This is a genomic window from Allobosea sp. Root483D1 (genome assembly GCF_001429505.1).
Lineage (GTDB): Bacteria > Pseudomonadota > Alphaproteobacteria > Rhizobiales > Beijerinckiaceae > Allobosea.
Genome location: NZ_LMJW01000020.1, coordinates 116118 through 135565, shown reverse-complemented (window position 1 = coordinate 135565; position 19448 = coordinate 116118). Strand labels below are relative to the sequence as shown.

The following is a 19448-nucleotide window of genomic DNA, read 5'->3' as shown; positions in this document are numbered from 1 at the left end:
TTTGGATGCGCGCACATCGCGATCCAGGGGCTCTTCAAGTGGAGCTTTGGCCGTCATTGCGAGGAGCGAAGCGACGAAGCAATCCAGGAGCGGTAGAGCTCTACGAGACTGGATTGCTTCGCTTACGCTCGCAATGACGAGAGGGCTCAGCCGACCGTCAGCTTGTTCTTCGAGACATATTCGGAGCCGTTGTCGTCCTTCCAGGTGAAGGTGAACTCGCCCGATTCCGTCGCCTTGAAGAAGAAGGACTGGTAGGGATTGGCCGAGATCGCCGGGAACCAATCGGCCGCGAAGACCGGCTTGCCGTTGAAGCTCGCCGAGAACTTGTTGATGATCTGGCGCGGGATGGTCTCGCCCTTGGCGTCCTTGCGCTGGCCGGATTCCATCTCGTGCGAGATCAGCGTCTTGATCTCGATCATCTCGCCGGCAGTGGCCTTGGCCGGAACACGCACGCGGGGCGTGGGCTTGGTGGTCATGGGGATTTCCTCGCCTTGTTCTGTTCGATGACGATGCGGGGTGTCAGCCGCCGCAGCCGCCGATCGTGACCTTGATGTTGGCCTTGGCCGTGTGCAGCGTGCCGTTCGACATCTCGGCGACGCAGATGATGTCCTGCGTCTGCGCGAGCCGCATGCGCGTCGCGGCCGAGGCCTTTCCGCAGGCCGGGGTGAACTGGTAGCTGACGACGCCGGGCAGGGGGTTGCCCTCGGCGAAGACGTGCACCGCCTTGACGTAATCGGCGTCCGTCATCGGGCTCTCGATCTCGATATTGATCGGAACGACCAGGCCGTTTTCGGCGATCTCGGGAACGTCGAGCTTGATCTTGCCGGAGGTCATCGGCTTGTCGCCGTAGAGCTTCTTGATCTCGGCGGCGACGGCCTTCTCGTCGGCAAAAGCGAGCTTCGGCGCGATCGCAGCGGCGGCGAGGGCCCAAGCGGCGGCCTTCACCGCATCACGGCGCGACAGCGTCGACAGGGGGGTCAGCATACGAGGGCTCCTCCTTCACATTCGTCTTGTTTTAACTCTTGACGGCGCGACAGCGGGACGCCAATCATTTGCACGTATCGTGATATTGTTTTTTGTGAATGTAAAGCCCCCGAGAGGGCCGTCGACGAGATCGCAGGATAAGCGGTCCCGGAGGAAACGAAAGGGCGAGGGATGAAGCTTCCGATCATCGGAGCGGCCGCTTTGGCGGCTGTCATGACATTGGTCGCGGGACCGTTGACCGCGCAATCGCCGCCGCAGGACGACAGCGAGAAGGAGATCGAGCGCTATCGCCAGATGCTCTCGGACCCATTCTCGAATCCGGGCTTCCTCGCGGTCGACCGCGGCGAGGTGCTCTGGGCGGAGAAGCGCGGCACCAAGAACGTCTCGCTGGAGGGCTGCGACCTCGGCGAGGGGGCGGGCAAGCTCGAGGGCGCCTTCGCCAAGCTACCGCGCTATTTCGCCGACGCAGACAAGGTGATGGACACTGAGCAGCGACTGCTCTGGTGCATGGACAAGTTGCAGGGGCTCGACACCAAGGAGGTCGTCCTGCGGCGCTTCTCGGGTCCGGCCCGGGCCTCGGACATGGAGGACCTCGTTGCCTTCATCGCCAACAAGTCGAGCGAGATGAAGATCCAGCCGCAGCTCGCTCATCCCAAGGAAAAGGAGATGGCGGCGGTCGGCGAAGCCCTGTTCTACACGCGCGGCGGCGTCAACGATTTCTCCTGCGCCACCTGCCATGCCGAGGAGGGCAAGCGCATCCGCCTGCAGGGCCTGCCCAATCTTTCGGTCAAGGGCAAGACCGCGCAGGAGACGATGGGCTCCTGGCCGACCTACCGCGTCTCGCAGAGCGCGCTCAGGACGATGCAGCACCGGCTCTGGGACTGCTATCGCCAGCAGCGCTGGCCGGTGCCGGAATACGGCTCGGAGGCCCTGACCGCGCTCACCGTCTTCCTGCAGAAGCAGGCCGAAGGCGGCGAGATCAAAGTTCCGTCGATCAAGCGCTGAGGGGAAACGTGATGATCAGGACACTCATTCCCCTGGCGACCCTGCTGGTCGTCGCAGGGGCCGCTACCGCCGAGGAACGCCCGGCTCAGGCCGTGATCGACGCCTATCTGAAATCGACCTTCGGCAAGGCCTCGGCCGAATGGCAGGCCAGGATCAAGCCGGACGACTCGTTGGCGGTCTGCAACACGACCCGCAACAATCCGTCTTCGGCGGAGTCCGACGCGATGCTGAAGCGGGAATCGGCGCGCGTCGTCTATCCCGCCGACGGAAAATTCCTCGGCGATTGGAAGAAGGGCTATCAGGTCGCCAATAACGGCCGCGGCGGCCAGTTCTCCGATCCGGCCGGTACGGTCGCCGGCGGCAACTGCTTCGCCTGCCACCAGCTCGACCCGAAGGAAGTGAGCTACGGCACGCTCGGGCCGAGCCTCGCCGCCTATGGCAAGGACCGCAAATACGACCCCGAGACGATCAAGGACGCCTACACCAAGATCTACAACTCGATGGCGGTGGTGCCCTGCTCGAACATGCCGCGCTTCGGCGTCAACAAGGTCCTGGACGAGCAGCAGATCAAGGACGTGATGGCCTATCTGTTCGATCCGGAATCGCCGGTGAACAAGTAGGCCTTGTCGGAGCGCCCCATGTTGACGCGTCGCCTGTTCGTCACTGTCGGTGCCTGCGCCCTCGCCTCCCCTGCGCTCGCCCAGGTCGTGGCGACGCTCGGGGCCGGCGATGAGGCGCTGACCGTCCTCAGCGACGGCAGCTTCGAGCTGCCGTTGTCGATGCTGGCGCGTGATGTCTCACCGGCCGAACTCGCCGCCGAGGCGAAGCAAGCCGGGCCGACGCGCTCGGTGCTCAACGTCACCTGCCTGAAGCGCGGCAAGGACGTGATCCTGTTCGATTGCGGCTCGGGCGCGAACTTCCTGGCGGGCTCGGGCAAGCTCGGGGAGAGCCTGAAGACGGCCGGAATCGAGCCCGATGCGGTGACGCATGTGCTGTTCACCCATCTCCATCCCGATCATTTCTGGGGTGCGCTCGACGAGTTCGACAGCCCGCTCTTTCCCAATGCACGCTGGCTGGTCGCTGCGCCCGAGATCGGCTTCTGGACCGATCCGAAGGTCTATCAGCGCCTGCCCGAAGACCGGCATGCCTTCGCGGCCGGGGCACAGCGCATCGCCAAGGAACTGGGCGACAAGCTGGAACGGCTGGAGCTCGGCCGGGAATGGCTGCCCGGCATCGAGGCGGTTCCAACGCCGGGACATACGCTCGGCCATGTCTCGTTCGCTTTCAAGACGGCCGGTGGGCCGGTCATGGTGCTGGGCGATGCGCTGACGCATCCGCTGATTTCGTTCGCGCGACCGGACTGGCGGCCGGCGTCCGACCACGATGCCGATCTTGCCGTCACAACGCGGCGCCGGCTGCTCGATCGGCTCAGCCAGGACAAGGCACAGATCATCGGCTATCACCTGCCCGGCGCCGTCGGGCGGGTCGAGCGGCAGGGCACGGCCTACCGCTTTGTCGCGGCATCCTGAGAATTCTGCTTCAGAACCTCAGCCCTCATCCTGAGGAGGCCGCGTCAGCGGCCGTCTCGAAGGATGTTTCAGATGTCTCCGGAGCCTCCTGGAGCATCCTTCGAGACGCCATGCCTGCGACATGGCTCCTCAGGATAAGGGCTCGTTGATCCTTCAGCCGCGCAGGTAGAACTTCGCCTTGTCGGGCTTGAAGGTCCAGGGCAACCCGGCATTGCGCCAGCCGTTGACGCTGCGCCGGCCTTCAGGAGTGAGATCGCCCTCGAAGCCCTCATACTGATTGTAGACCTGCGTGAAGCCGGCTTCGGCGAGCTTGTCGATCGCGCGCGCCGAGCGGTCGCCGGAGCGGCACATGACGATGACGCGGTCGCTCTTGGCGAGGCCCTTCGCCGTCAGCAGCCGGCCGACATCCTGCGAGAAGGTCGGATTGGCATCGAGCCTGTAGCGCCCTTCCTTGTCGTCCCAGTCCCAGAACTCGGTGACATCGACGAAGGGTACATTGCCGTCGATCGCCGGAGCCCAGCCGGTGAACATCATCTCGGCGCGGGTGCGGACATCGACGAACAGGGTTTTTGCACCTTCGCGCCCCATCGCATCAGCCGCCTCGCGCGGGGTCATGTAGAGGCCGAGCGTCGTCTGCTTGGCCTTGGCGATGCCGACATGCGAGCCTGTCGCTTGAGGAGTGACTGCCTGCTGCGCCTCGGCGCGGGCCGCGATGCCGCTGATGGCCGCCCCGGCTGCGACTGTCAGGATCGTCCTGCGATTCATGGCGATCTCCATGAGGATTTTCGTCAGCCGGTATCCGGCTTCTTGAACAAATATGAAATTCAATATATATTAGAAATGATATACGTCAATTGAGATGACCTGGCGCGATCGCGGAAGCGATGTCGCAGGCGCCCTGTCAGCCGCGCTGCCAGAGCCCTCTGAGCGAGCCTTCAACCAGGAAGGCGATGCCGATCCGTGCGCCGATCATCATGCCGGCGATCGCCAGCGGCCAGGACAGGGCCAGCATCGAACCGGCCGAGATGCCCTGCCCGATGGTGCAGCCGCCGGCAAGAACGCCGCCGCCGCCCATCAGCACGGCGCCGAGCAGATGGCGGCGCATCTCGCGGTCGTCGTCGAAGGCCTCCCAGCGGAATTCACGGTCATAGAGCGCCGACAGGAACGAGCCGAGCGTGACGCCGGCGAGCGTGCCTATCCCGAATTCGAGCAGGGCCGAGGGCACGCTCAGCACGGCATAGAGCGCCCGGCCGACCGGTGAGACGAAGGTCAGGCTCTGGGCTCGCGGCACGGTCTCGAAGGCATCGACGGCGACGCCTGTCACCCACCAGCCGGCGACGACGGCAACGCCGAGCACCGCGCCGGCGAGCAGCAGTCGCGGCGAGCGCCGCAGCCGCGGATCGAGGGCGACGATGGCGATCAGGATGAACGCGCCGGCGGCTGTGACCAGCACGCGCGCCGCGGGGGCGCCGAGATAGGTCAGGATGCTGGCGAGATCGCCCTTGAGACCACCGGGAAGCGGCCAGTAGACCTTCTCCAGCAACTCGATCCGGATCGGGGCAAACATGCCGCGCAGCGTCGCATAGGCGACCGCGCCGAAGATCATCATCACGATCAGGCTGCGCAGATCGCCGGAGCCGAGCCGCACGAGCGAGCCGAAGCCGCAGGTGCCGACCAGCGCCATGCCGAGCCCGAACAATGTGCTGCCGACCACGATCGACAGCCAGGGCAGAGCCGGCTGGACATAGGTCGAATTCGCGGGGTCGAGCAGGCCAAGCCCGATCAGGCTCTGTGTGCCGATCAGCGCGATCGCGAGCGCGAGACCGAAAATCCGCAGCCGGCGGGTGTCGCCGCCCATCCAGGCATCCTCGACTGCGCCGAAGGAGCACAGCCGCGCGCGACGAACGGTGAAGCCGCAGGCGGCGCCTACCGCCACGCCTGCGAGCGTCGCGCCCCAGGCGGATAGCGCGATCATGACGAGCGCCGATGCGGGCGAGGTCGGCTCACGACTTCCCGGCTTCGGTCCCGGGCGGGCCGCAGAAGATGTCGTAGATCACGGCGATGACGCGCCGGACATCGTCGCTGGCGAGGCTGTAATAGATCGCCTTGCCGTCGCGGCGGGTGGTGACGAGCTGGTCGAGGCGCAGGCGCGCCAGCTGCTGCGAAACCATGGGCTGGCGCAGCGAGAGCAGGTTCTCGAGCTCGGTCACCGTCCGCTCGCGCTCGGCCAGCAGGCAGAGCAGCAGCAGCCGGTTCTCATGCGAGAGGGCTTTCAGGAAATCGCTGGCCTTGCGGGCCTTGCGCATCAGCTGGTCGAGCTCGGGCGAGAACTCGGCGCCATCGCGCAGTTCGGTTTCGAGCGCCTTCGAGACGATCGCGGTCATTGTTTCTCCGCACTTGATCGTTGAATCTGGTCTGGAGTCTCAATGACAGCAACGAGCCGCCCGAGCAAACCCCAGAACATGTCGTCATTGAGATAGCCGGTGATGCGGCCGACCTCGCGGCCATCGTCGAGCAGCACGAAAGTCGGCGTGGCTATGACGGGCTCGCGCAACTCTCCGCCGCGGACACCGCCAGCCGGAAGCTCGATCCGACGCAGCGGCGCGGCCTTGCCCTCCGAGGTTTTGGAGTAGACCGGTGCGACCTCTCGCTCAAAGCGCACGCAGAAGGGGCAGCCATTGCGGGTGTACATCACGAGCTCGGCCGCGAAGGCCGGCAGCGACAGGAATAGCGACAATGTGAGCGTTGCCGCCAGCCTTGCGCGATATCGCCCGCTTGCAATCATCCCCGGAACATAGTCGTATTCATATGTATATACCAGAGCCCGTTCGGGCCGTACGGAGGCGACGCCATGATCACACGACGCGGTCTGCTGGCGGGCACCCTGGCGGTGATGGCGGCGGCGCCGGCCCTGGCCAAGGCCCGCCTCGGCGACGACGGGCTCTACCAGGAGGACTGGTATCTCGAGAGCTTCCTCGACCTCACCGAGGATCTCTCGACGGCGAGCCAGGGCGGCAAGCGCTTCGCGATCCTCTGGGGCCTGCGCAACTGCCCGGCCTGCCGGCGCATGCACGAGGTCCATCTCGCCGACCCCAAGATCGAAGCCTATATCCGCGACAATTTCGCGGTGCTTCACCTCAACATTCTCGGCGCGCGCGAGGTCACCGATTTCGACGGGAGCAAGCTGACCGAGAAGGCGTTCGCGGCGCGCTACGGTATCGAGGGCACGCCGGCGATCCAGTTCTTCCCAACCAGCGTCAGCGGGCTTGCAGCAAAGGCGCCGAAGGAGCGGGAGGTCGCGCGCATGGCCTCGCTCCCCGATCCGCAGGCCTTCATCGCGCAGTTCCGCGCCGTCAGGAACGGCGTGTAAAGCCAGCCTTCCTATATCAACGCCAGGCTATGCAGGCCGACGAAGCAGCCTGCCCCGGCCGCGATCAGCAGTAGCGGATTGACCGGCGTCAGCATCAACAAGGCGGTCGATACCAGCGCGAGGCCGCGCGCGAACCAGCCGCCGTCGAGCGCCTGGATCAGGACATAGCTGGCCGCCAGGATCATCCCGGCTGCGACGGGCCGAAGCCCCACCTCCAGCGCAGTGAGAATGCGGGCGCCCTGATAGCGCGACCACAGGCTGGTGACGGCATAGATCAGCACGGCGGTCGGCCCGAAGATGCCGACCGTCGCGGCGACTGCGCCCCAGAACCCGGCGATCTGCCAGCCGATCAGTGTCGCCAGCAACGAGCCCGGCCCGGGCGCCAGCCGGGCGATGGCGAAGGCGTCGACGAATTGCGCGGCGCTCAGCCAGTGGTTCACGTCGACGATCTGGCGATGCATGTCGGCGATCGCGCTCTGGCCGCCGCCGATCGTGACCAGCGAGAGCGGCAGGAAGACGAGCAGGATGCTGAAGGGTGTGGCAGGCACGATGCCCTCTCAGCTCTGGTGATAGGCGACGGCGACGCTGAGCGAGCCGATGCCCAGCACGGTCCAGAGCAGCGGCCAGTGCAGCACGGTGACGGCGATGAAGGTCGCGATCATGACCGCGAGCGGGAATATCCGTCGCGGTACGCGCCGCGCCGCCGTCAGCCCCATCGCCAGCGAGAGCCCGATCGCCGCGGCGGCCGCACCGTTGAGCGCGACATGGCTGAGTTCGTAGCCGGAGATCGAGGCGAAGGCGCTGCCGATCAGGACGATGACGATCGCCGCCGGAACGATCATGCCGAGCCAGGAGGCGATGGCGCCGCCCCGCCCGCCCAGCCTGTAGCCGATCCAGATCGCCATGTTGGTCACGTTGACGCCGGGCAACGCCTGCGCGATCGAAAGCCCGTTGAGGAAGTCCTCCTCGCTCAGCAGCCTGCGCCGCTGCACGAACTCCCGGAGCATCCAGCCGCTGAGGCCGCCGCCGAAGCTGGTCAGGCCGATGCGGGAGAAGATCAGGAAGAGCTGCAGCGGCGTCGGCCGCTGGGCCATGGTCTCGGGCATGTGCGTTCGCCGCTGGAGTAGCTGCGCGCACAATGCAGGCTTTGCGCCGCTGGACCAGTGCGACAGCGCATATCCGGCATGAGCCGCATGGCGCGATCAGCAGCACCTCGCGAAAATGATCGAAAGGCGCTTGACCTTACCATCGTGGGAAGGTGCAGGCTGCTGCAATCGTCACGCAAAGGACATTGCAGCCATGTGCTCCTGCCAGCAGCATTCGACCCCGGCCTTGGCCGCGACACCGCCCCCCAGCGGGGCGATCAGCCTTCGCGTCGAGGACATGACCTGCGGCCACTGCGCCGGAACGATCAAGCAGGCGATCGAAGGCAAAATCCCGGGCACCTCTGTCACCGCCGATCCCGGCTCGAAGCTGGTCAGCGTGCAGGGCAGCGCCGATATCGCAGCGATCAAGTCAGCGGTGTCAGCGGCGGGATATACGCCCAGCGCAGGCTGATTTGACCGAGCCGGTCTGAGGCACGCCAGCCGGCGCGAAAGCGCCGGCTGGCGCAGCATTTATGCGACGAGATGGAACAGCGGGGCAGCGTTCCCATGACGGACCAGCATCATCACAGCGGTCATCATCATGACCACGGTCATAATCATGACCACGGGCATCACCACGATACCTCGGCCGCGGTTGTGAAAGACCCGGTTTGCGGCATGGTCGTCGATCCGGCGACGGCAAAGCACCGCGTCTCCCATGCGGGGCAGGCCTATTTTTTCTGCTCCACCGGCTGCCGCGGCAAGTTCGAGGCGAACCCGGCCACCTATGTCGCGGAGACGATCGGGACTTCCCCTGGGAAGCAGGCTCCGAAGGGGGCGATCTATACCTGCCCGATGCATCCTGAAATCCGCCAGCCGAAGCCGGGCAATTGCCCGATCTGCGGCATGGCGCTGGAACCCGAGATTGCGAGCGCGGAGCAGGGCCCAAGCGCCGAGCTCATCGACATGACCCGCCGGTTCTGGGTCGGACTCGCCCTCGCCGTGCCGGTCTTCATGCTCGAAATGGGTGGGCATCTCGTCGACCTGCATAGGTGGATCGGCCCGCAGAGCTCGAACTGGATTCAGCTCGCGCTGGCGACGCCCGTCGTGCTCTGGGCCGGCTGGCCGTTCTTCCAGCGGGCTTTTGCCTCCCTCGTCAATCGCAGCCTGAACATGTTCACGCTGATCGCCATGGGCACCGGCGTCGCCTGGCTCTACAGCCTGATCGCGACAGTCGCGCCCGGCCTGTTCCCGCCGGTGTTCCGCGCCGGCGACGGCTCGGTGGCGGTCTATTTCGAGGCGGCGGCGGTGATCACTGTGCTCGTCCTGCTCGGGCAGGTACTCGAATTGCGGGCGCGCGAGCAGACCGGCGGCGCGATCCGCGCCTTGCTCGACCTGGTGCCGAAGACGGCCCGGCGGGTGCGGGATGACGGCACCGATGAGGATATCGGCCTCGATGCCGTCCATGTCGGTGACCGCCTGCGCGTCCGGCCCGGCGAGACCGTGCCGGTCGATGGCGAGCTGATCGAGGGCCGCAGCTCGATCGACGAATCCATGGTCACCGGCGAATCAATGCCCGTCACCAAGGAGGCCGGCGCCGTGCTGATCGGCGGCACGCTCAACCGGACCGGCGGCTTCATCATGCGCGCCGGCAAGGTCGGCAGCGACACCATGCTCGCCCGCATCGTCGGCATGGTCGCCGAGGCGCAGCGTTCGCAGGCGCCGATCCAGCGACTGGCCGACCAGGTCTCCGGCTGGTTCGTCCCGCTGGTCATCGTCATCGCCATCGCCGCCTTCATTGCCTGGATGGCGTTCGGGCCGGAGCCGCGCCTCGCCCATGGGCTCGTCGCCGCGGTCGCCGTGCTGATCATCGCCTGCCCCTGCGCGCTCGGCCTGGCGACGCCGATGTCGATCATGGTCGGCGTCGGCCGCGGCGCCCATCTCGGCGTGCTGATCAAGAATGCCGAGGCGCTCGAACGCTTCGAGAAGGTCGATACGCTCGTCGTCGACAAGACCGGCACATTGACCGAAGGCAAGCCGAAGCTGACCGCGCTCAAGCCGGTCGATGGTTTCGACGAGGCCGAGTTGCTGCGGCTCGCGGCCTCGCTGGAGCGCGCGAGCGAGCACCCGCTGGCTGCCGCGATCGTCGACGCGGCAAAGGAGCGCGGGCTCGCCCTGAGCGAGGCACAGGACTTCGACAGTCCCGTCGGCAAGGGTGTGACCGGCATCGTCGACGGCCGGCGGCTGGTGATCGGCAGCCATCGCATCATGGCCGAGGCCGGTGTCGATCTCGCTGCCCTGACGAGTGAAGCAGAGGCGCTCAGGGCCGAGGGCGGCACGGTCATCTTCGTCGCCGTCGACGATCGCGTCGGCGGGCTCCTGGCGATCGCCGACCCGGTCAAGCCGACCACACCGGCAGCGATCACGGCGCTCAAGGGAGCCGGCATCCGCGTGGTCATGCTGACCGGCGACAACCGGACCACGGCGCAGGCCGTGGCGCGCCGGCTCGGCATCGACGAGGTCGAGGCCGAGGTCCTGCCCGAAGACAAGAGCGCCGTCGTGAGCAGGCTGCGCGCGCAGGGTCGCGTGGTCGCGATGGCCGGCGACGGCGTCAACGACGCGCCGGCGCTCGCGGCGGCCGATGTCGGCATCGCCATGGGTACCGGCACCGATGTCGCGATCGAGAGCGCCGGCGTGACCCTGCTCAAGGGCGATCTGCAAGGGATCGTGCGGGCGCTCCAGCTCAGCCGGGCAACGATGCGCAATATCCGGCAGAACCTGTTCTTCGCCTTCATCTACAACGCAGCGGGCGTGCCAGTGGCGGCGGGCGTGCTCTATCCGCTGTTCGGGCTGCTTTTGTCCCCGATCATTGCGGCAGCGGCGATGGCGCTGTCATCGGTGAGCGTGATCGGCAATGCGCTGCGCCTGCGCAGCGTCTCGCTCGACTGATGCCGGCGGCAATGGAACTCAAGACGACAAGGAGACCAGCATGACGAAAGAACTCGCCCTCTCCCGCCGCGGGCTGCTGATCGGCGCTACGCAGGCTGCCGCCGTGTTCGGACTGCTACGCCCGTCGAGCGCCGCCGAAACGCTGCCGAAGATGGTCGTGACGCGCGATCCGAACTGCGGCTGCTGCGGCAACTGGGTCGAGCATGTGAAGGCGGCCGGCTTTCCGGTCGAGGTGGTCGAGGTCGTGGATGTCGGCCCGCTCAAGCTGAAGCTCGGCGTGCCCGACGCCCTCGCATCCTGCCACACCGCGGAGATCGGCGGCTATGTGCTGGAAGGCCATGTTCCGGCGCAGGCAATCAAGCGATTGTTCGCCGAGCGGCCGAAGGTGACGGGCCTCGCCGTCGCCGGCATGCCTGTCGGCTCGCCCGGCATGGAAGTACAGGGGCAGCCGCCCGATACCTATGACGTCGTCGTCTTCTCCGCCGGCCGGCAGAACGTCTTCGCGCGTTATCGCGGGCTGCAGCAGCTCTGAAGCCCCCTGCCCTCGCGGTAAGGCCGGCGGTTTCAGCCGTCGGCCTTACCGGCGTAGTCGGACCGCTCACCGGTCCGGAACAGGTCCAGTATGGAGTTGCCCCGGTTTTGTGGACAACCAACTCGTCACCGAGATTCCCTAACGCGTGAGCGCTATATGTCTTGCTACCGAAGGTAGTGAAACCGCACGGCAGATGGGAGCTTTCAGTGAGTATTAGAGCTCTAAAACTGCGCCACGACGTAGGATGGGTCCCGTCTATTTTTCCAATTGCCGTAATGTCTTTTGATATTATTTCCATCCCATGGACTATAATCGCAACGTTTATCGGCTTTGGCTTGATGATTGCTGCATCTGTGATTTCTAGTAAAATGCCAGAAGCTCGTCTTAACGCCGAGCTGATTCAGAGCGAAACAAGAGAATATTATAAGAATTATCCTTTGCGGCCGATCGCGACAGGTTTTGTCACTTTATTTGGATTGGCTCTGCCCTTTATCTAGGATCACTTCTATCTAAAAGCCTCTCAGCGCCCGTAGTCTGCTTTGATGCAGCAGCTGCATCCAGCATAGAGGCTACGCGAACAGCCGTGCATAAGCGGCGGCATACTGCGCATATGCGGATAGCAGCAGCTTTGGCTCGAACGCAGTGTCGCGCCGCACGGGGCGATGCTCCCCGCCCCCCGAAAGCCTGCGACCTCGGCTAGCGAAATATGGCCGACTCTGGGCTGGCCCACGCCTAGATCGTAAAAGGCCAGGCTACAGTCCGGCTGTGCTGGGTCGAGGTTGAACAGAAGGAAAAACGCTTCGGTATCGCTCATGAACAGCCGGACCACTGGCAACGGGTCATTTTGGACACCAGACGCAGTCAGCCGGCCGTTGGCTAGCAGGAGGTCGTGCTCGGCGAGCGGAATGACGAAGGTCGCGCTGGTTTCCATGCTCAGACCGCCTGATCACCTATCACGCAGCAGGACAGGATCGGAGCGGTAGGCTTGGTAGGCAGGCGCTATGTTGGTAGGCAGCCTTCGCGGAGCGGGATGAACGCGAGCATGTGGGATAACCAATGTCAGGAACGGGATTATAGAAGCGGAAGATCTTGTCGCCGGCGGCTTTAAAACACCTTCCAGCGCGGCCGCCTCGGTTGCAGGCTCGAGGAGCCAGCTAAAGTTTGAGGGGCATCTTCGTGTCGCCATCGCGCCAAGAGCGGAAGTTGGCTGTCTGCCAGAGAGCGGACATTCACTGAGCAGCGCTCATGGGGCCGATCTCCGGTTTGTCGGCAGGATCACCGCCGAGCGCCGCTGCAGGGCGTCCCTGGCCGAAGAAGGGCAGGATGCCTAACTGCTGGTACTTAGGTGCTGGCACCCGCGCTGCCGCGCCATTGCGAAACTTTCGCCCGCAAAGACAAAGGCTTGCCGGTCAAGCAGCCTGTCCATGAAGTGCCTGCAGGCAGCGCCTGCGGATAATGTCGTGGCCTGACGGCGGCGCCTGTCGTCCTGGCGATCGGGGCGCGTTCTCCAGTGAGCGAGGACCAGGCCATAAAGAGCGGCATCGCCAGCATTCTCGTCGTCCTGATCGTGAAGGCCGCGAATACAGCATGCCTTCAAATCGGTCGCCGATCTCAAGGAAATGAAGATCGCGACATCGCGCGGCAGCCGCCCTGCGCACGGTCGAGCGCTACCAGCCCATTCTGGCCGGCCATCTCGCCGTCGCGGATTGCCTATAGCTCCCAGACCGCCATGCGAGCATTCGCCCGCACCCCGCCGAGATGGCGCCGCAACGCATTCTTGGCGTTCTCCGCATTGCGGTCGAGCAAGGCGGCGACGATGACCTCGTGCTCGCGATGATAGACGGCCCATTTCTCCGGCGAGAAGCTGCCCTCCTTGAGCCGTAGCCAGCTCCGGCTCTCGCGCGCATCGCTGAGGCGCTGTCCGAGTTCGGTGAAGAGGCGGTTGCCCGTCGCGTCGAACAGCGCCTGGTGAAACGCCCTGTCGGCCGCCTCCGCCTCCTGCCAGCGCTCGACCCTGCCGCCCTGGGCGACGATGGCGCTCAGCTCTTCCAGCCGTGCATCCGTGGCGCCGAGCACGACGAGCTCCGCCAGCGACGGCTCGATGGCGAGGCGGAATTCCATGAACTCGGCCGGCGTCGGCAGCATCGGGACGTCCGTCGCCTCGGCGCGGGCGCCATCGGCCACATAGGTGCCGCGCCCGACCTGGCGGACGATCCGGCCATCGCGCTCCAGGGTGTCGAGGACGACGCGCACGGTCGAACGCGACAGCCCGGTGATGTCGGCCAGGTTGCGCTCGTTCGGCAGCCGCTGGCCGGCCCGCAACTGGCCGCGCTCCAGCGCAGCAAGGCATTGCTGCAACAGATCGTCGCGCGAGGACGCGGCGCCGATTGGCCAATCCCTGCCGATGCGATCGCTCATGCCTGCGTCTCCTAAGCCTATACCAATCATACCAATCCAGGCGCCGCAAGCCGGAATTTGGTATCCGAAATTCCCCTTTACAGCATTTGATCGCGTGCGTAACCTGATATGGTATGGATTGGTTCATACCAATGCGGCTTGCAGGCGAACCTTGCAGGACGCGATCGAAGGAGTGCCCCATGACGTCCCCTCGCGACTGGACATCCCGGCCCCGTAGCGGCGCCAGCCGCCGCGATCTCCTCAAGCTGTCGACGGCCGCCCTGGCTTCCGTCGCCGCCCCGTCGATCCTGAATGCGCAGTCCGGCGAGCTCGTCTTCGCGAGCTGGGGCGGTTCCTGGGAGGCGGCGATGCGCGAGGCCTGGTTCAAGCCGTTCACGCAGAAGACCGGGATCACCATCCGGACCGTCTCGGGCAACGCCTATGGGCGCATCCAGGCGATGGTCGAGGCGGGCAAGACCGAATGGGACATCGTCGAGGTGCTGCCGGACTTCCAGTGGATCGGCGCGGAGAAGAAGCTGCTCGAGCCGATCGACTTCACCGTCGTCGACAAGACGCCGATCATGACCGCCACCGATCTGGTGACGCCCTATTCCGTGCCCCAGGTGCTGTTCTCGCGGCTGATCGCCTACAACAAGAAGTTCTCGCCCGGCCCGGCGAGCTTCGCCGACGTGTTCGACACCAAGAAATTCCCCGGCAAGCGCGCCTTCTATTCCAAGGCGAACGGCGCGTTCCTGGAGGCGGCCCTGCTCGCCGACGGCGTCGCTCCCTCGGCGCTCTATCCGCTCGACATCGAGCGCGCGCTGAAGAAGCTGTCGACGATCCGCGACGACATCCTGTTCTACGAGACCAATGCCCAGGCCGAGCAGTTCATCACCGATGGCCAGGCCGTGATCGGTCTCGTCCCAGACGGGCGGGCATTGAGCGCCAAGAAGAACGGCGCACCGATCGAGATCGCCAATAACCTCGCCTTCCTGACCTGGTCGGCGATGGTGGTGCCGAAGGGCGCGCCGCGCGCCAAGCAGGCGATGCAGTTCCTCGCCTTCGCGCTGACGCCCGACGCGCAGGCCGCGATCGCCAAGGCCTACACTTACGGCCCCGTCGTCCCGAAGGCCTTCGAGATGATCCCGGCCGAGCGCGCCGCCATCCTCTCCGGCGGCCCGCAGATGAAGGACGCCGTCGTCATGGGCGAGAAGTGGTGGGGCGCCAACCTCGCCGCCGCGACCGAGAAAGTGAACGCCTGGAAGCTCTCCTGAGCCGACCGGGACGATGGGAGCGGCGATGTCCGCCAGATTGCGCAGCGCCGTCCCGGCGGCCCTGATCCTGCCGGGTTTCCTGCTCGTTGCGGGCCTGTTCGTCTGGCCCGTCGCGCAATTGGTCGCGACCAGCTTCGGCGATCGCGCCGGTGCGCTCGTGCACTATGTGAAAATCTTCACCGAGCCGACCTATCTGCGCGTCGTCGGGCGGACGCTGCTGCTGAGCGCGCAGACGGCGATGCTGTGCGTGCTGCTGGGCTACCCGCTGGCCTATCAGCTCAACCGCGCCGGAGGCATCGGCAAGGCCGTGATCCTGGTCTGCATCCTGATCCCGTTCTGGACCAATCTGCTGGTGCGGACCTATGGCTGGATCATCCTGCTCAACCCGCAGGGCGTCATCAACGGGGTCTTGCGCCAGCTCGGCCTGATCGAGGGGGCGGTGCCGCTGGTCTACAACACCACCGGCGTCCTGATCGGCATGACGCAGATCATGCTGCCCTACATGGTCCTGCCGCTCGCCGCCGTGATGAGCCGGCTCGACCCCGCGGTGATGCGGGCGGCGCGCTCGCTCGGCGCCTCGCCCGCCCAGGCCTTCCTCAAGGTCTATGTACCGCTGACGCTGCCCGGCGTGCTCGGCGGCTTCCTGCTCGTCTTCATGCTCAGCCTCGGCTTCTTCGTGGTGCCGGCGATCCTGGGCGGCCCGCGCGACCTGCTGCTCGCACAGCTGATCGAGTTCAACATCAACCAGACGCTGAACTGGCCGTTTGCCGCCGCGCTCTCGACCGTGCTGCTCGCCGCCACGGTGACACTCTACTGGATCGGGGACCGCTTCTTCGGCCTCGGCCGCCTCTGGGGTGCGCGATGACCAAGGGCCTCGGCAACGGCATCCTTTCGGGCGCGACAGGCCTGCTCTGCCTGTTCCTGATCATGCCGACCCTGATCGTCGCGCCGATCTCGTTCACGCAGACGGATTTCATCACCTTTCCGCCGCGCGGCTTCTCGGGGCGCTGGTACGAGGCCTTCTTCGAGCGGCCAGAATGGTATGGCTCGCTGATCACGAGCACGATGGTCGCCGTCGTCACCACGCTGCTCGCGACCCTGCTGGGAAGCATGATCGCGCTCGGGCTCGCGCGCCTCCCGCGCCGGGCCAACCGGCTGGTCAGCTTCTTCTTCCTGCTGCCGATGATCGTCCCGACGATCATCACCGCCGCCGCGCTCTACTCGCCCTTCGCCAAGCTCGGGCTGGTCGCGACGGTCCCCGGCCTCGTGCTCGCGCACACCATTCTGGCGCTGCCCTTCGTCGTCATCAACGTCTCGGCCGTCGCGCAATCGATGGACTGGCGCATGGTCAACGCCGCGCGCAGCCTCGGCGCCACGCCGCTCGTCGCCTTCCTTCGCGTGACGCTGCCGGTGCTGGCTCCGGGCATCGCAGCCGGCGCCATCTTCGCCTTCCTGACCAGCTTCGACGAGGTCGTCGTCGCGCTCTTCGTCAGCGGCTCAGGCGCAACCACCCTGCCGGTCCAGATGTGGAGCGGCATCCGCTTCGAGATCAGCCCGATCGTCGCGGCGGCCTCCTGCCTGCTGCTGGTGGTGTCCTGCCTGCTGCTCGCCTTGTTCTGGTTCCTCAAGCGGAAATGATCCCATGACTGCAGACGCAACCGCATCGGTCGGAAAGCCGACCGTCCCGGCAGAGGAGTTCGTCGAGCGCCGCCGGCGGGCGATCGCGACCGCCAAGGCGCGCGGGCTCGCCGGCCTCCTGGTCTGCTCGCGTGGCGGCGGCACGCTCGACCGCTATGCCGACGTGCTCTACCTCACGAATTTTTACACGCATTTCCCCTTCATCCCGGATTTCGAGGGGAACTGGTCGGCGCGCGCCCACACCTTCCTGATCCTGCCCGTGGACGAGGTCCCCGAGCTCGTCATCGACGTGCCCGACGACGGACGCATCCGGCTCGCCGACGGCCGCGTGACCTATTCCGATTTCGTGCTGGACGATGCCGTCAAGGCGCTGAAGACGGCCGGGCTCGGCAGCGCGCGCATCGGCCTCGTCGGCGGCGACGTGCTGACCTTCACCATGCTGAACAAGCTGCGGGCCGCGCTGCCCGAGCTTGTCATCGAGCCCGCCGACGACCTGCTGATGAACCTGCGCTCGATCAAGTCGCCGGCCGAGATCGCCCTGCTGCGCCGCGCCTCCACGATCGGCTCGCGCATGATCGAGGCGATGATGGACGCCGCCGTCACAGGCGCCTCGCATGGCGACGTCGTCGCGGCCGGCCTGAACTATCTCGTTCCCGCCGGCGGCATGCTCTACAACTCCTTCATGGCCTCGGGCCGCGGTGGCGATCCCTCGCGCTTTGCCAAGAGCAACTTCCCGACCTGGGGCTCCGACAAGCGCCTCGCCGATGGCGACTGGATCCGGCTCGGCATTTCGGGCGCGGTCGACGGCTATGTCTTCGACCTCGCGCGCTCCAAGGCCGTCGGCCCGGTCACCAACCGGCAGGTCGAGCTGTTCGAGTCGGCCATCGCCAGCATCGAGGCGACGCTGGCCGCGATCCGGCCGGGTGCCACTGCGGGCGATCTTGGCGCGGCAGGCCTCGACAAGCAGAAATCCATGGGCTTTGCCGTCGATGGCGTGTTCTCGGCAATGGGCCACGGCATCGGGCTGGGCTGGGACGATCCCTGGCTGGCGCGCGGCGTGACGACGCCAATCGTCCCGAACATGGTGCTCTCGGTCGAGCGCACGATCATGCAGGACGGCTATCTCGGCGACTACGAGGAATCCGTGCTGATCACGCCCGACGGCTATGAACGCCTGACCGACGCGACGATGCGCTTCTGGTGAGCGGCGGGACACGAGCATGACCGGCGCCGCAGTCCAGATCAGCCATCTCAGCAAGCGCTACAGCGATTTCGTCGCGGTCGACGATGTCTCGCTCGACGTCGCGCCGGGCGAGTTCGTCACCCTGCTCGGCCTCAGCGGCTCGGGCAAGACGACGACGCTGATGGCGGTCGCCGGCTTCGTCGACCTCGACGCCGGGCGTATCGCGATCGACGGCCGCGACATCGCGGGTCTCCCGCCGGAAAAGCGCGACCTCGGCGTCGTCTTCCAGAACTACGCGCTGTTCCCACATCTCAACGTCTTCGAGAACGTCGCCTTCCCCTTGCGCATGCGCAAATGGACGCAGCCGGCGATCGAGAAGGCTATCGGCCGGGTGCTCGACATCGTTTCGCTCGGCCATCTCGCCACGCGCCGGATCGCCGAGCTGTCAGGCGGCCAGCAGCAGCGCGTCGCGCTTGCCCGGGCCCTCGTCTTCGAGCCGCCCGTGCTGCTGATGGACGAGCCGCTGGGTGCGCTCGACCGCAGCCTGCGCGACCAGCTCCAGACCGAGATCAAGCGCATCCAGCGCGATCTCGGCGTGACGGTGCTCTACGTCACGCATGATCAGGAGGAGGCGCTGGCGCTGTCCGACCGGATCGCCGTGATGGCGGAGGGCAAGATCTGCCAGCTCGCGACGCCCGACGAGATCTATGAGAACCCGGCCTCGGCCTTCGTCGCCGGCTTCGTCGGCGAGTCGAACTTCATCGACGTGACGATGCGCGGCCAAGACGGCCCGCTCGCCACCGTCGCCCCGACGGGCATCCCCGGCGCGCTGTTCACCGCGACCACTTCCCGTGCAGCGGCGCCTGCGCAGGCGCAGGCCGTGATGGCGATCCGCCCCGAGGCTCTGCGGCTCGCCGCATTGCAGGACACACCCCCCTGCAACGCCATTCCGGGCCGCGTCGCCCTGCGCGAATTTATGGGCGCGACCGTGCGCCTGACCATCGATACCGAGCTCGGCCCGATGATCGTCCGCGACGGGCGCGTCAGCGAGGCCGCGCGCTTCAAGGCGGGCGACACCGTCCGACTCAGCTGGAACGAGCGGGACGCCCTGCTCTTCCCGCCGCGCTGACCAGAAGCCAACAAGCGAGCCCTTTCCATGCCCACGATCATCGACTTCAACGATGCGAGCGCCGAGCCGCGCGACAGCGCGCCGGCGCCCGAGCGCATCCTCCACGGCCAGCCGACCTGGCGCAGCTGGCTCTATCTCTCGGAGAACGGCATGACGAGCGGGCGCTGGGAGTCGACCCCCGGCTGCTGGACGATCGCCTATGACAAATGGGAGTTCATGACGATCCTGTCCGGCCGCGGCGTGGTGCGCGGCGAGGACGGTTCCCGGACCGAGCTCGTGCCCGGCGCGACGCTCGTCATCAATCCCGGCTTCAAGGGGACATGGGAGGTGCTGGAGCCGATGGCCAAGCACTTCTTCGTGCGCCTGCGCTGAC

Annotated in this window: 24 protein-coding genes; 14 read left to right on the top strand and 10 right to left on the bottom strand. The window is 66.1% G+C overall.

The features are described 5' to 3' along the window. Nucleotides 1-146: 146 nt before the first annotated feature. Nucleotides 147-476, bottom strand: a complete 330-nt coding sequence (gene soxZ, locus ASE66_RS19260; RefSeq protein ID WP_057191333.1) for a thiosulfate oxidation carrier complex protein SoxZ — start codon at nt 474-476, stop codon at nt 147-149. A 43-nt stretch (nt 477-519) separates the two neighbouring features. Next, nucleotides 520-984, bottom strand: a complete 465-nt coding sequence (gene soxY / locus ASE66_RS19255; protein WP_057191332.1) for a thiosulfate oxidation carrier protein SoxY — start codon at nt 982-984, stop codon at nt 520-522. 213 nt (nt 985-1197) lie between these two features. On the opposite strand from soxY, the gene soxA reads away from it, so the two are divergent. The 3 genes from soxA to ASE66_RS19240 are packed head-to-tail and all read left to right on the top strand — an operon-like array spanning nt 1198 to nt 3518. Further along, entirely contained in the window at nt 1198-1989 is a 792-nt protein-coding gene (soxA, locus tag ASE66_RS19250) for a sulfur oxidation c-type cytochrome SoxA (protein ID WP_244495017.1), read from the top strand. Between the two features lie 11 nt (nt 1990-2000). After that, nucleotides 2001-2609 (top strand): sulfur oxidation c-type cytochrome SoxX, encoded by a 609-nt coding sequence (gene soxX / locus ASE66_RS19245; protein WP_057191330.1) that lies wholly within the window; start codon nt 2001-2003, stop codon nt 2607-2609. Nucleotides 2610-2627: 18 nt separating this feature from the next. Further along, a complete protein-coding gene (locus ASE66_RS19240) occupies nt 2628-3518 on the top strand; it encodes an MBL fold metallo-hydrolase (protein ID WP_057191329.1) in 891 nt (296 codons plus the stop codon). Between the two features lie 153 nt (nt 3519-3671). Here the strand turns inward: ASE66_RS19240 and ASE66_RS19235 are convergent, their stop codons facing one another. From ASE66_RS19235 to ASE66_RS19220, 4 genes are all read right to left on the bottom strand, one after another. Beyond that, entirely contained in the window at nt 3672-4283 is a 612-nt protein-coding gene (locus ASE66_RS19235) for a rhodanese-like domain-containing protein (protein ID WP_156412244.1), read from the bottom strand. A 136-nt stretch (nt 4284-4419) separates the two neighbouring features. Further along, complete coding sequence (locus ASE66_RS19230; protein ID WP_057191328.1) at nt 4420-5493, bottom strand: YeeE/YedE family protein; 1074 nt, start codon at nt 5491-5493, stop codon at nt 4420-4422. A gap of 28 nt (nt 5494-5521) precedes the next feature. Next, complete coding sequence (locus tag ASE66_RS19225; protein WP_057191327.1) at nt 5522-5902, bottom strand: ArsR/SmtB family transcription factor; 381 nt, start codon at nt 5900-5902, stop codon at nt 5522-5524. After that, on the bottom strand, nt 5899-6210 hold the full coding sequence (locus ASE66_RS19220; protein WP_244494989.1) for a thioredoxin family protein: 312 nt from the start codon (nt 6208-6210) through the stop codon (nt 5899-5901). Before ASE66_RS19220 ends, ASE66_RS19225 begins: the two co-directional genes overlap by 4 nt. Before the next feature lie 159 nt (nt 6211-6369). Here ASE66_RS19220 and ASE66_RS19215 point away from each other — a divergent pair, with 159 nt between their 5' ends. Continuing rightward, entirely contained in the window at nt 6370-6888 is a 519-nt protein-coding gene (locus tag ASE66_RS19215) for a thioredoxin family protein (RefSeq protein WP_057191325.1), read from the top strand. An 11-nt stretch (nt 6889-6899) separates the two neighbouring features. Here the strand turns inward: ASE66_RS19215 and ASE66_RS19210 are convergent, their stop codons facing one another. Both ASE66_RS19210 and ASE66_RS19205 read right to left on the bottom strand, forming a co-directional pair. Beyond that, a complete protein-coding gene (locus tag ASE66_RS19210; protein WP_082613581.1) occupies nt 6900-7436 on the bottom strand; it encodes a chromate transporter in 537 nt (178 codons plus the stop codon). Between the two features lie 9 nt (nt 7437-7445). Then, complete coding sequence (locus ASE66_RS19205; RefSeq protein ID WP_057191323.1) at nt 7446-7994, bottom strand: chromate transporter; 549 nt, start codon at nt 7992-7994, stop codon at nt 7446-7448. A 226-nt stretch (nt 7995-8220) separates the two neighbouring features. Between ASE66_RS19205 and ASE66_RS19200 the strand changes: the two genes are divergently transcribed. The 4 genes from ASE66_RS19200 to ASE66_RS32175 all read left to right on the top strand — a co-directional run bounded on the left by ASE66_RS19200 (nt 8221) and on the right by ASE66_RS32175 (nt 11951). Then, nucleotides 8221-8445, top strand: a complete 225-nt coding sequence (locus tag ASE66_RS19200) for a heavy-metal-associated domain-containing protein (RefSeq protein WP_244494988.1) — start codon at nt 8221-8223, stop codon at nt 8443-8445. A 95-nt stretch (nt 8446-8540) separates the two neighbouring features. After that, a complete protein-coding gene (locus ASE66_RS19195) occupies nt 8541-10922 on the top strand; it encodes a heavy metal translocating P-type ATPase (RefSeq protein ID WP_057191321.1) in 2382 nt (793 codons plus the stop codon). 40 nt (nt 10923-10962) lie between these two features. Then, entirely contained in the window at nt 10963-11454 is a 492-nt protein-coding gene (locus tag ASE66_RS19190) for a DUF411 domain-containing protein (protein ID WP_057191320.1), read from the top strand. Nucleotides 11455-11660: 206 nt separating this feature from the next. Further along, entirely contained in the window at nt 11661-11951 is a 291-nt protein-coding gene (locus ASE66_RS32175) for a hypothetical protein (protein ID WP_156412243.1), read from the top strand. A gap of 23 nt (nt 11952-11974) precedes the next feature. Here ASE66_RS32175 and ASE66_RS19185 read toward each other — a convergent pair whose 3' ends face one another. Next, nucleotides 11975-12385 (bottom strand): DUF2958 domain-containing protein, encoded by a 411-nt coding sequence (locus ASE66_RS19185; protein WP_057191319.1) that lies wholly within the window; start codon nt 12383-12385, stop codon nt 11975-11977. Nucleotides 12386-13164: 779 nt separating this feature from the next. Continuing rightward, the gene (locus ASE66_RS19180; protein WP_057191318.1) at nt 13165-13872 is read right to left on the bottom strand and encodes a FadR/GntR family transcriptional regulator; all 708 of its coding nucleotides are present in this window, start codon (nt 13870-13872) and stop codon (nt 13165-13167) included. Between the two features lie 179 nt (nt 13873-14051). On the opposite strand from ASE66_RS19180, the gene ASE66_RS19175 reads away from it, so the two are divergent. The 6 genes from ASE66_RS19175 to ASE66_RS19150 are packed head-to-tail and all read left to right on the top strand — an operon-like array spanning nt 14052 to nt 19447. Then, nucleotides 14052-15125, top strand: coding sequence for an ABC transporter substrate-binding protein (locus ASE66_RS19175; RefSeq protein ID WP_057191317.1), 1074 nt, complete (start codon nt 14052-14054; stop codon nt 15123-15125). A 25-nt stretch (nt 15126-15150) separates the two neighbouring features. Continuing rightward, on the top strand, nt 15151-15990 hold the full coding sequence (locus tag ASE66_RS19170) for an ABC transporter permease (protein ID WP_057191316.1): 840 nt from the start codon (nt 15151-15153) through the stop codon (nt 15988-15990). Then, nucleotides 15987-16763, top strand: coding sequence for an ABC transporter permease (locus ASE66_RS19165; RefSeq protein WP_057191315.1), 777 nt, complete (start codon nt 15987-15989; stop codon nt 16761-16763). The genes ASE66_RS19170 and ASE66_RS19165 overlap by 4 nt, the downstream gene beginning before the upstream one ends. Nucleotides 16764-16767: 4 nt before the next feature. Then, entirely contained in the window at nt 16768-17967 is a 1200-nt protein-coding gene (locus tag ASE66_RS19160; RefSeq protein WP_057191314.1) for a M24 family metallopeptidase, read from the top strand. Nucleotides 17968-17983: 16 nt separating this feature from the next. Next, entirely contained in the window at nt 17984-19075 is a 1092-nt protein-coding gene (locus ASE66_RS19155) for an ABC transporter ATP-binding protein (RefSeq protein WP_057191313.1), read from the top strand. Between the two features lie 27 nt (nt 19076-19102). Next, nucleotides 19103-19447 carry a cupin domain-containing protein gene (locus ASE66_RS19150; RefSeq protein WP_057191312.1) on the top strand — a complete coding sequence of 115 codons (345 nt, stop codon included), beginning with the start codon at nt 19103-19105 and terminating at the stop codon, nt 19445-19447. Nucleotide 19448: the final 1 nt, after the last annotated feature.

What these genes read in the sequence shown, in the direction of transcription:
- soxZ (WP_057191333.1), bottom strand. Translation starts at nt 476, where the DNA reads ATGACCACCAAGCCCACGCCCCGCGTGCGTGTTCCGGCCAAGGCCACT.
- soxY (WP_057191332.1), bottom strand. Translation starts at nt 984, where the DNA reads ATGCTGACCCCCCTGTCGACGCTGTCGCGCCGTGATGCGGTGAAGGCC.
- soxA (WP_244495017.1), top strand. Translation starts at nt 1,198, where the DNA reads ATGACATTGGTCGCGGGACCGTTGACCGCGCAATCGCCGCCGCAGGAC.
- soxX (WP_057191330.1), top strand. Translation starts at nt 2,001, where the DNA reads ATGATCAGGACACTCATTCCCCTGGCGACCCTGCTGGTCGTCGCAGGG.
- ASE66_RS19240 (WP_057191329.1), top strand. Translation starts at nt 2,628, where the DNA reads ATGTTGACGCGTCGCCTGTTCGTCACTGTCGGTGCCTGCGCCCTCGCC.
- ASE66_RS19235 (WP_156412244.1), bottom strand. Translation starts at nt 4,283, where the DNA reads ATGAATCGCAGGACGATCCTGACAGTCGCAGCCGGGGCGGCCATCAGC.
- ASE66_RS19230 (WP_057191328.1), bottom strand. Translation starts at nt 5,493, where the DNA reads ATGATCGCGCTATCCGCCTGGGGCGCGACGCTCGCAGGCGTGGCGGTA.
- ASE66_RS19225 (WP_057191327.1), bottom strand. Translation starts at nt 5,902, where the DNA reads ATGACCGCGATCGTCTCGAAGGCGCTCGAAACCGAACTGCGCGATGGC.
- ASE66_RS19220 (WP_244494989.1), bottom strand. Translation starts at nt 6,210, where the DNA reads ATGTACACCCGCAATGGCTGCCCCTTCTGCGTGCGCTTTGAGCGAGAG.
- ASE66_RS19215 (WP_057191325.1), top strand. Translation starts at nt 6,370, where the DNA reads ATGATCACACGACGCGGTCTGCTGGCGGGCACCCTGGCGGTGATGGCG.
- ASE66_RS19205 (WP_057191323.1), bottom strand. Translation starts at nt 7,994, where the DNA reads ATGCCCGAGACCATGGCCCAGCGGCCGACGCCGCTGCAGCTCTTCCTG.
- ASE66_RS19195 (WP_057191321.1), top strand. Translation starts at nt 8,541, where the DNA reads ATGACGGACCAGCATCATCACAGCGGTCATCATCATGACCACGGTCAT.
- ASE66_RS19190 (WP_057191320.1), top strand. Translation starts at nt 10,963, where the DNA reads ATGACGAAAGAACTCGCCCTCTCCCGCCGCGGGCTGCTGATCGGCGCT.
- ASE66_RS19185 (WP_057191319.1), bottom strand. Translation starts at nt 12,385, where the DNA reads ATGGAAACCAGCGCGACCTTCGTCATTCCGCTCGCCGAGCACGACCTC.
- ASE66_RS19180 (WP_057191318.1), bottom strand. Translation starts at nt 13,872, where the DNA reads ATGAGCGATCGCATCGGCAGGGATTGGCCAATCGGCGCCGCGTCCTCG.
- ASE66_RS19175 (WP_057191317.1), top strand. Translation starts at nt 14,052, where the DNA reads ATGACGTCCCCTCGCGACTGGACATCCCGGCCCCGTAGCGGCGCCAGC.
- ASE66_RS19170 (WP_057191316.1), top strand. Translation starts at nt 15,151, where the DNA reads ATGTCCGCCAGATTGCGCAGCGCCGTCCCGGCGGCCCTGATCCTGCCG.
- ASE66_RS19165 (WP_057191315.1), top strand. Translation starts at nt 15,987, where the DNA reads ATGACCAAGGGCCTCGGCAACGGCATCCTTTCGGGCGCGACAGGCCTG.
- ASE66_RS19160 (WP_057191314.1), top strand. Translation starts at nt 16,768, where the DNA reads ATGACTGCAGACGCAACCGCATCGGTCGGAAAGCCGACCGTCCCGGCA.
- ASE66_RS19155 (WP_057191313.1), top strand. Translation starts at nt 17,984, where the DNA reads ATGACCGGCGCCGCAGTCCAGATCAGCCATCTCAGCAAGCGCTACAGC.
- ASE66_RS19150 (WP_057191312.1), top strand. Translation starts at nt 19,103, where the DNA reads ATGCCCACGATCATCGACTTCAACGATGCGAGCGCCGAGCCGCGCGAC.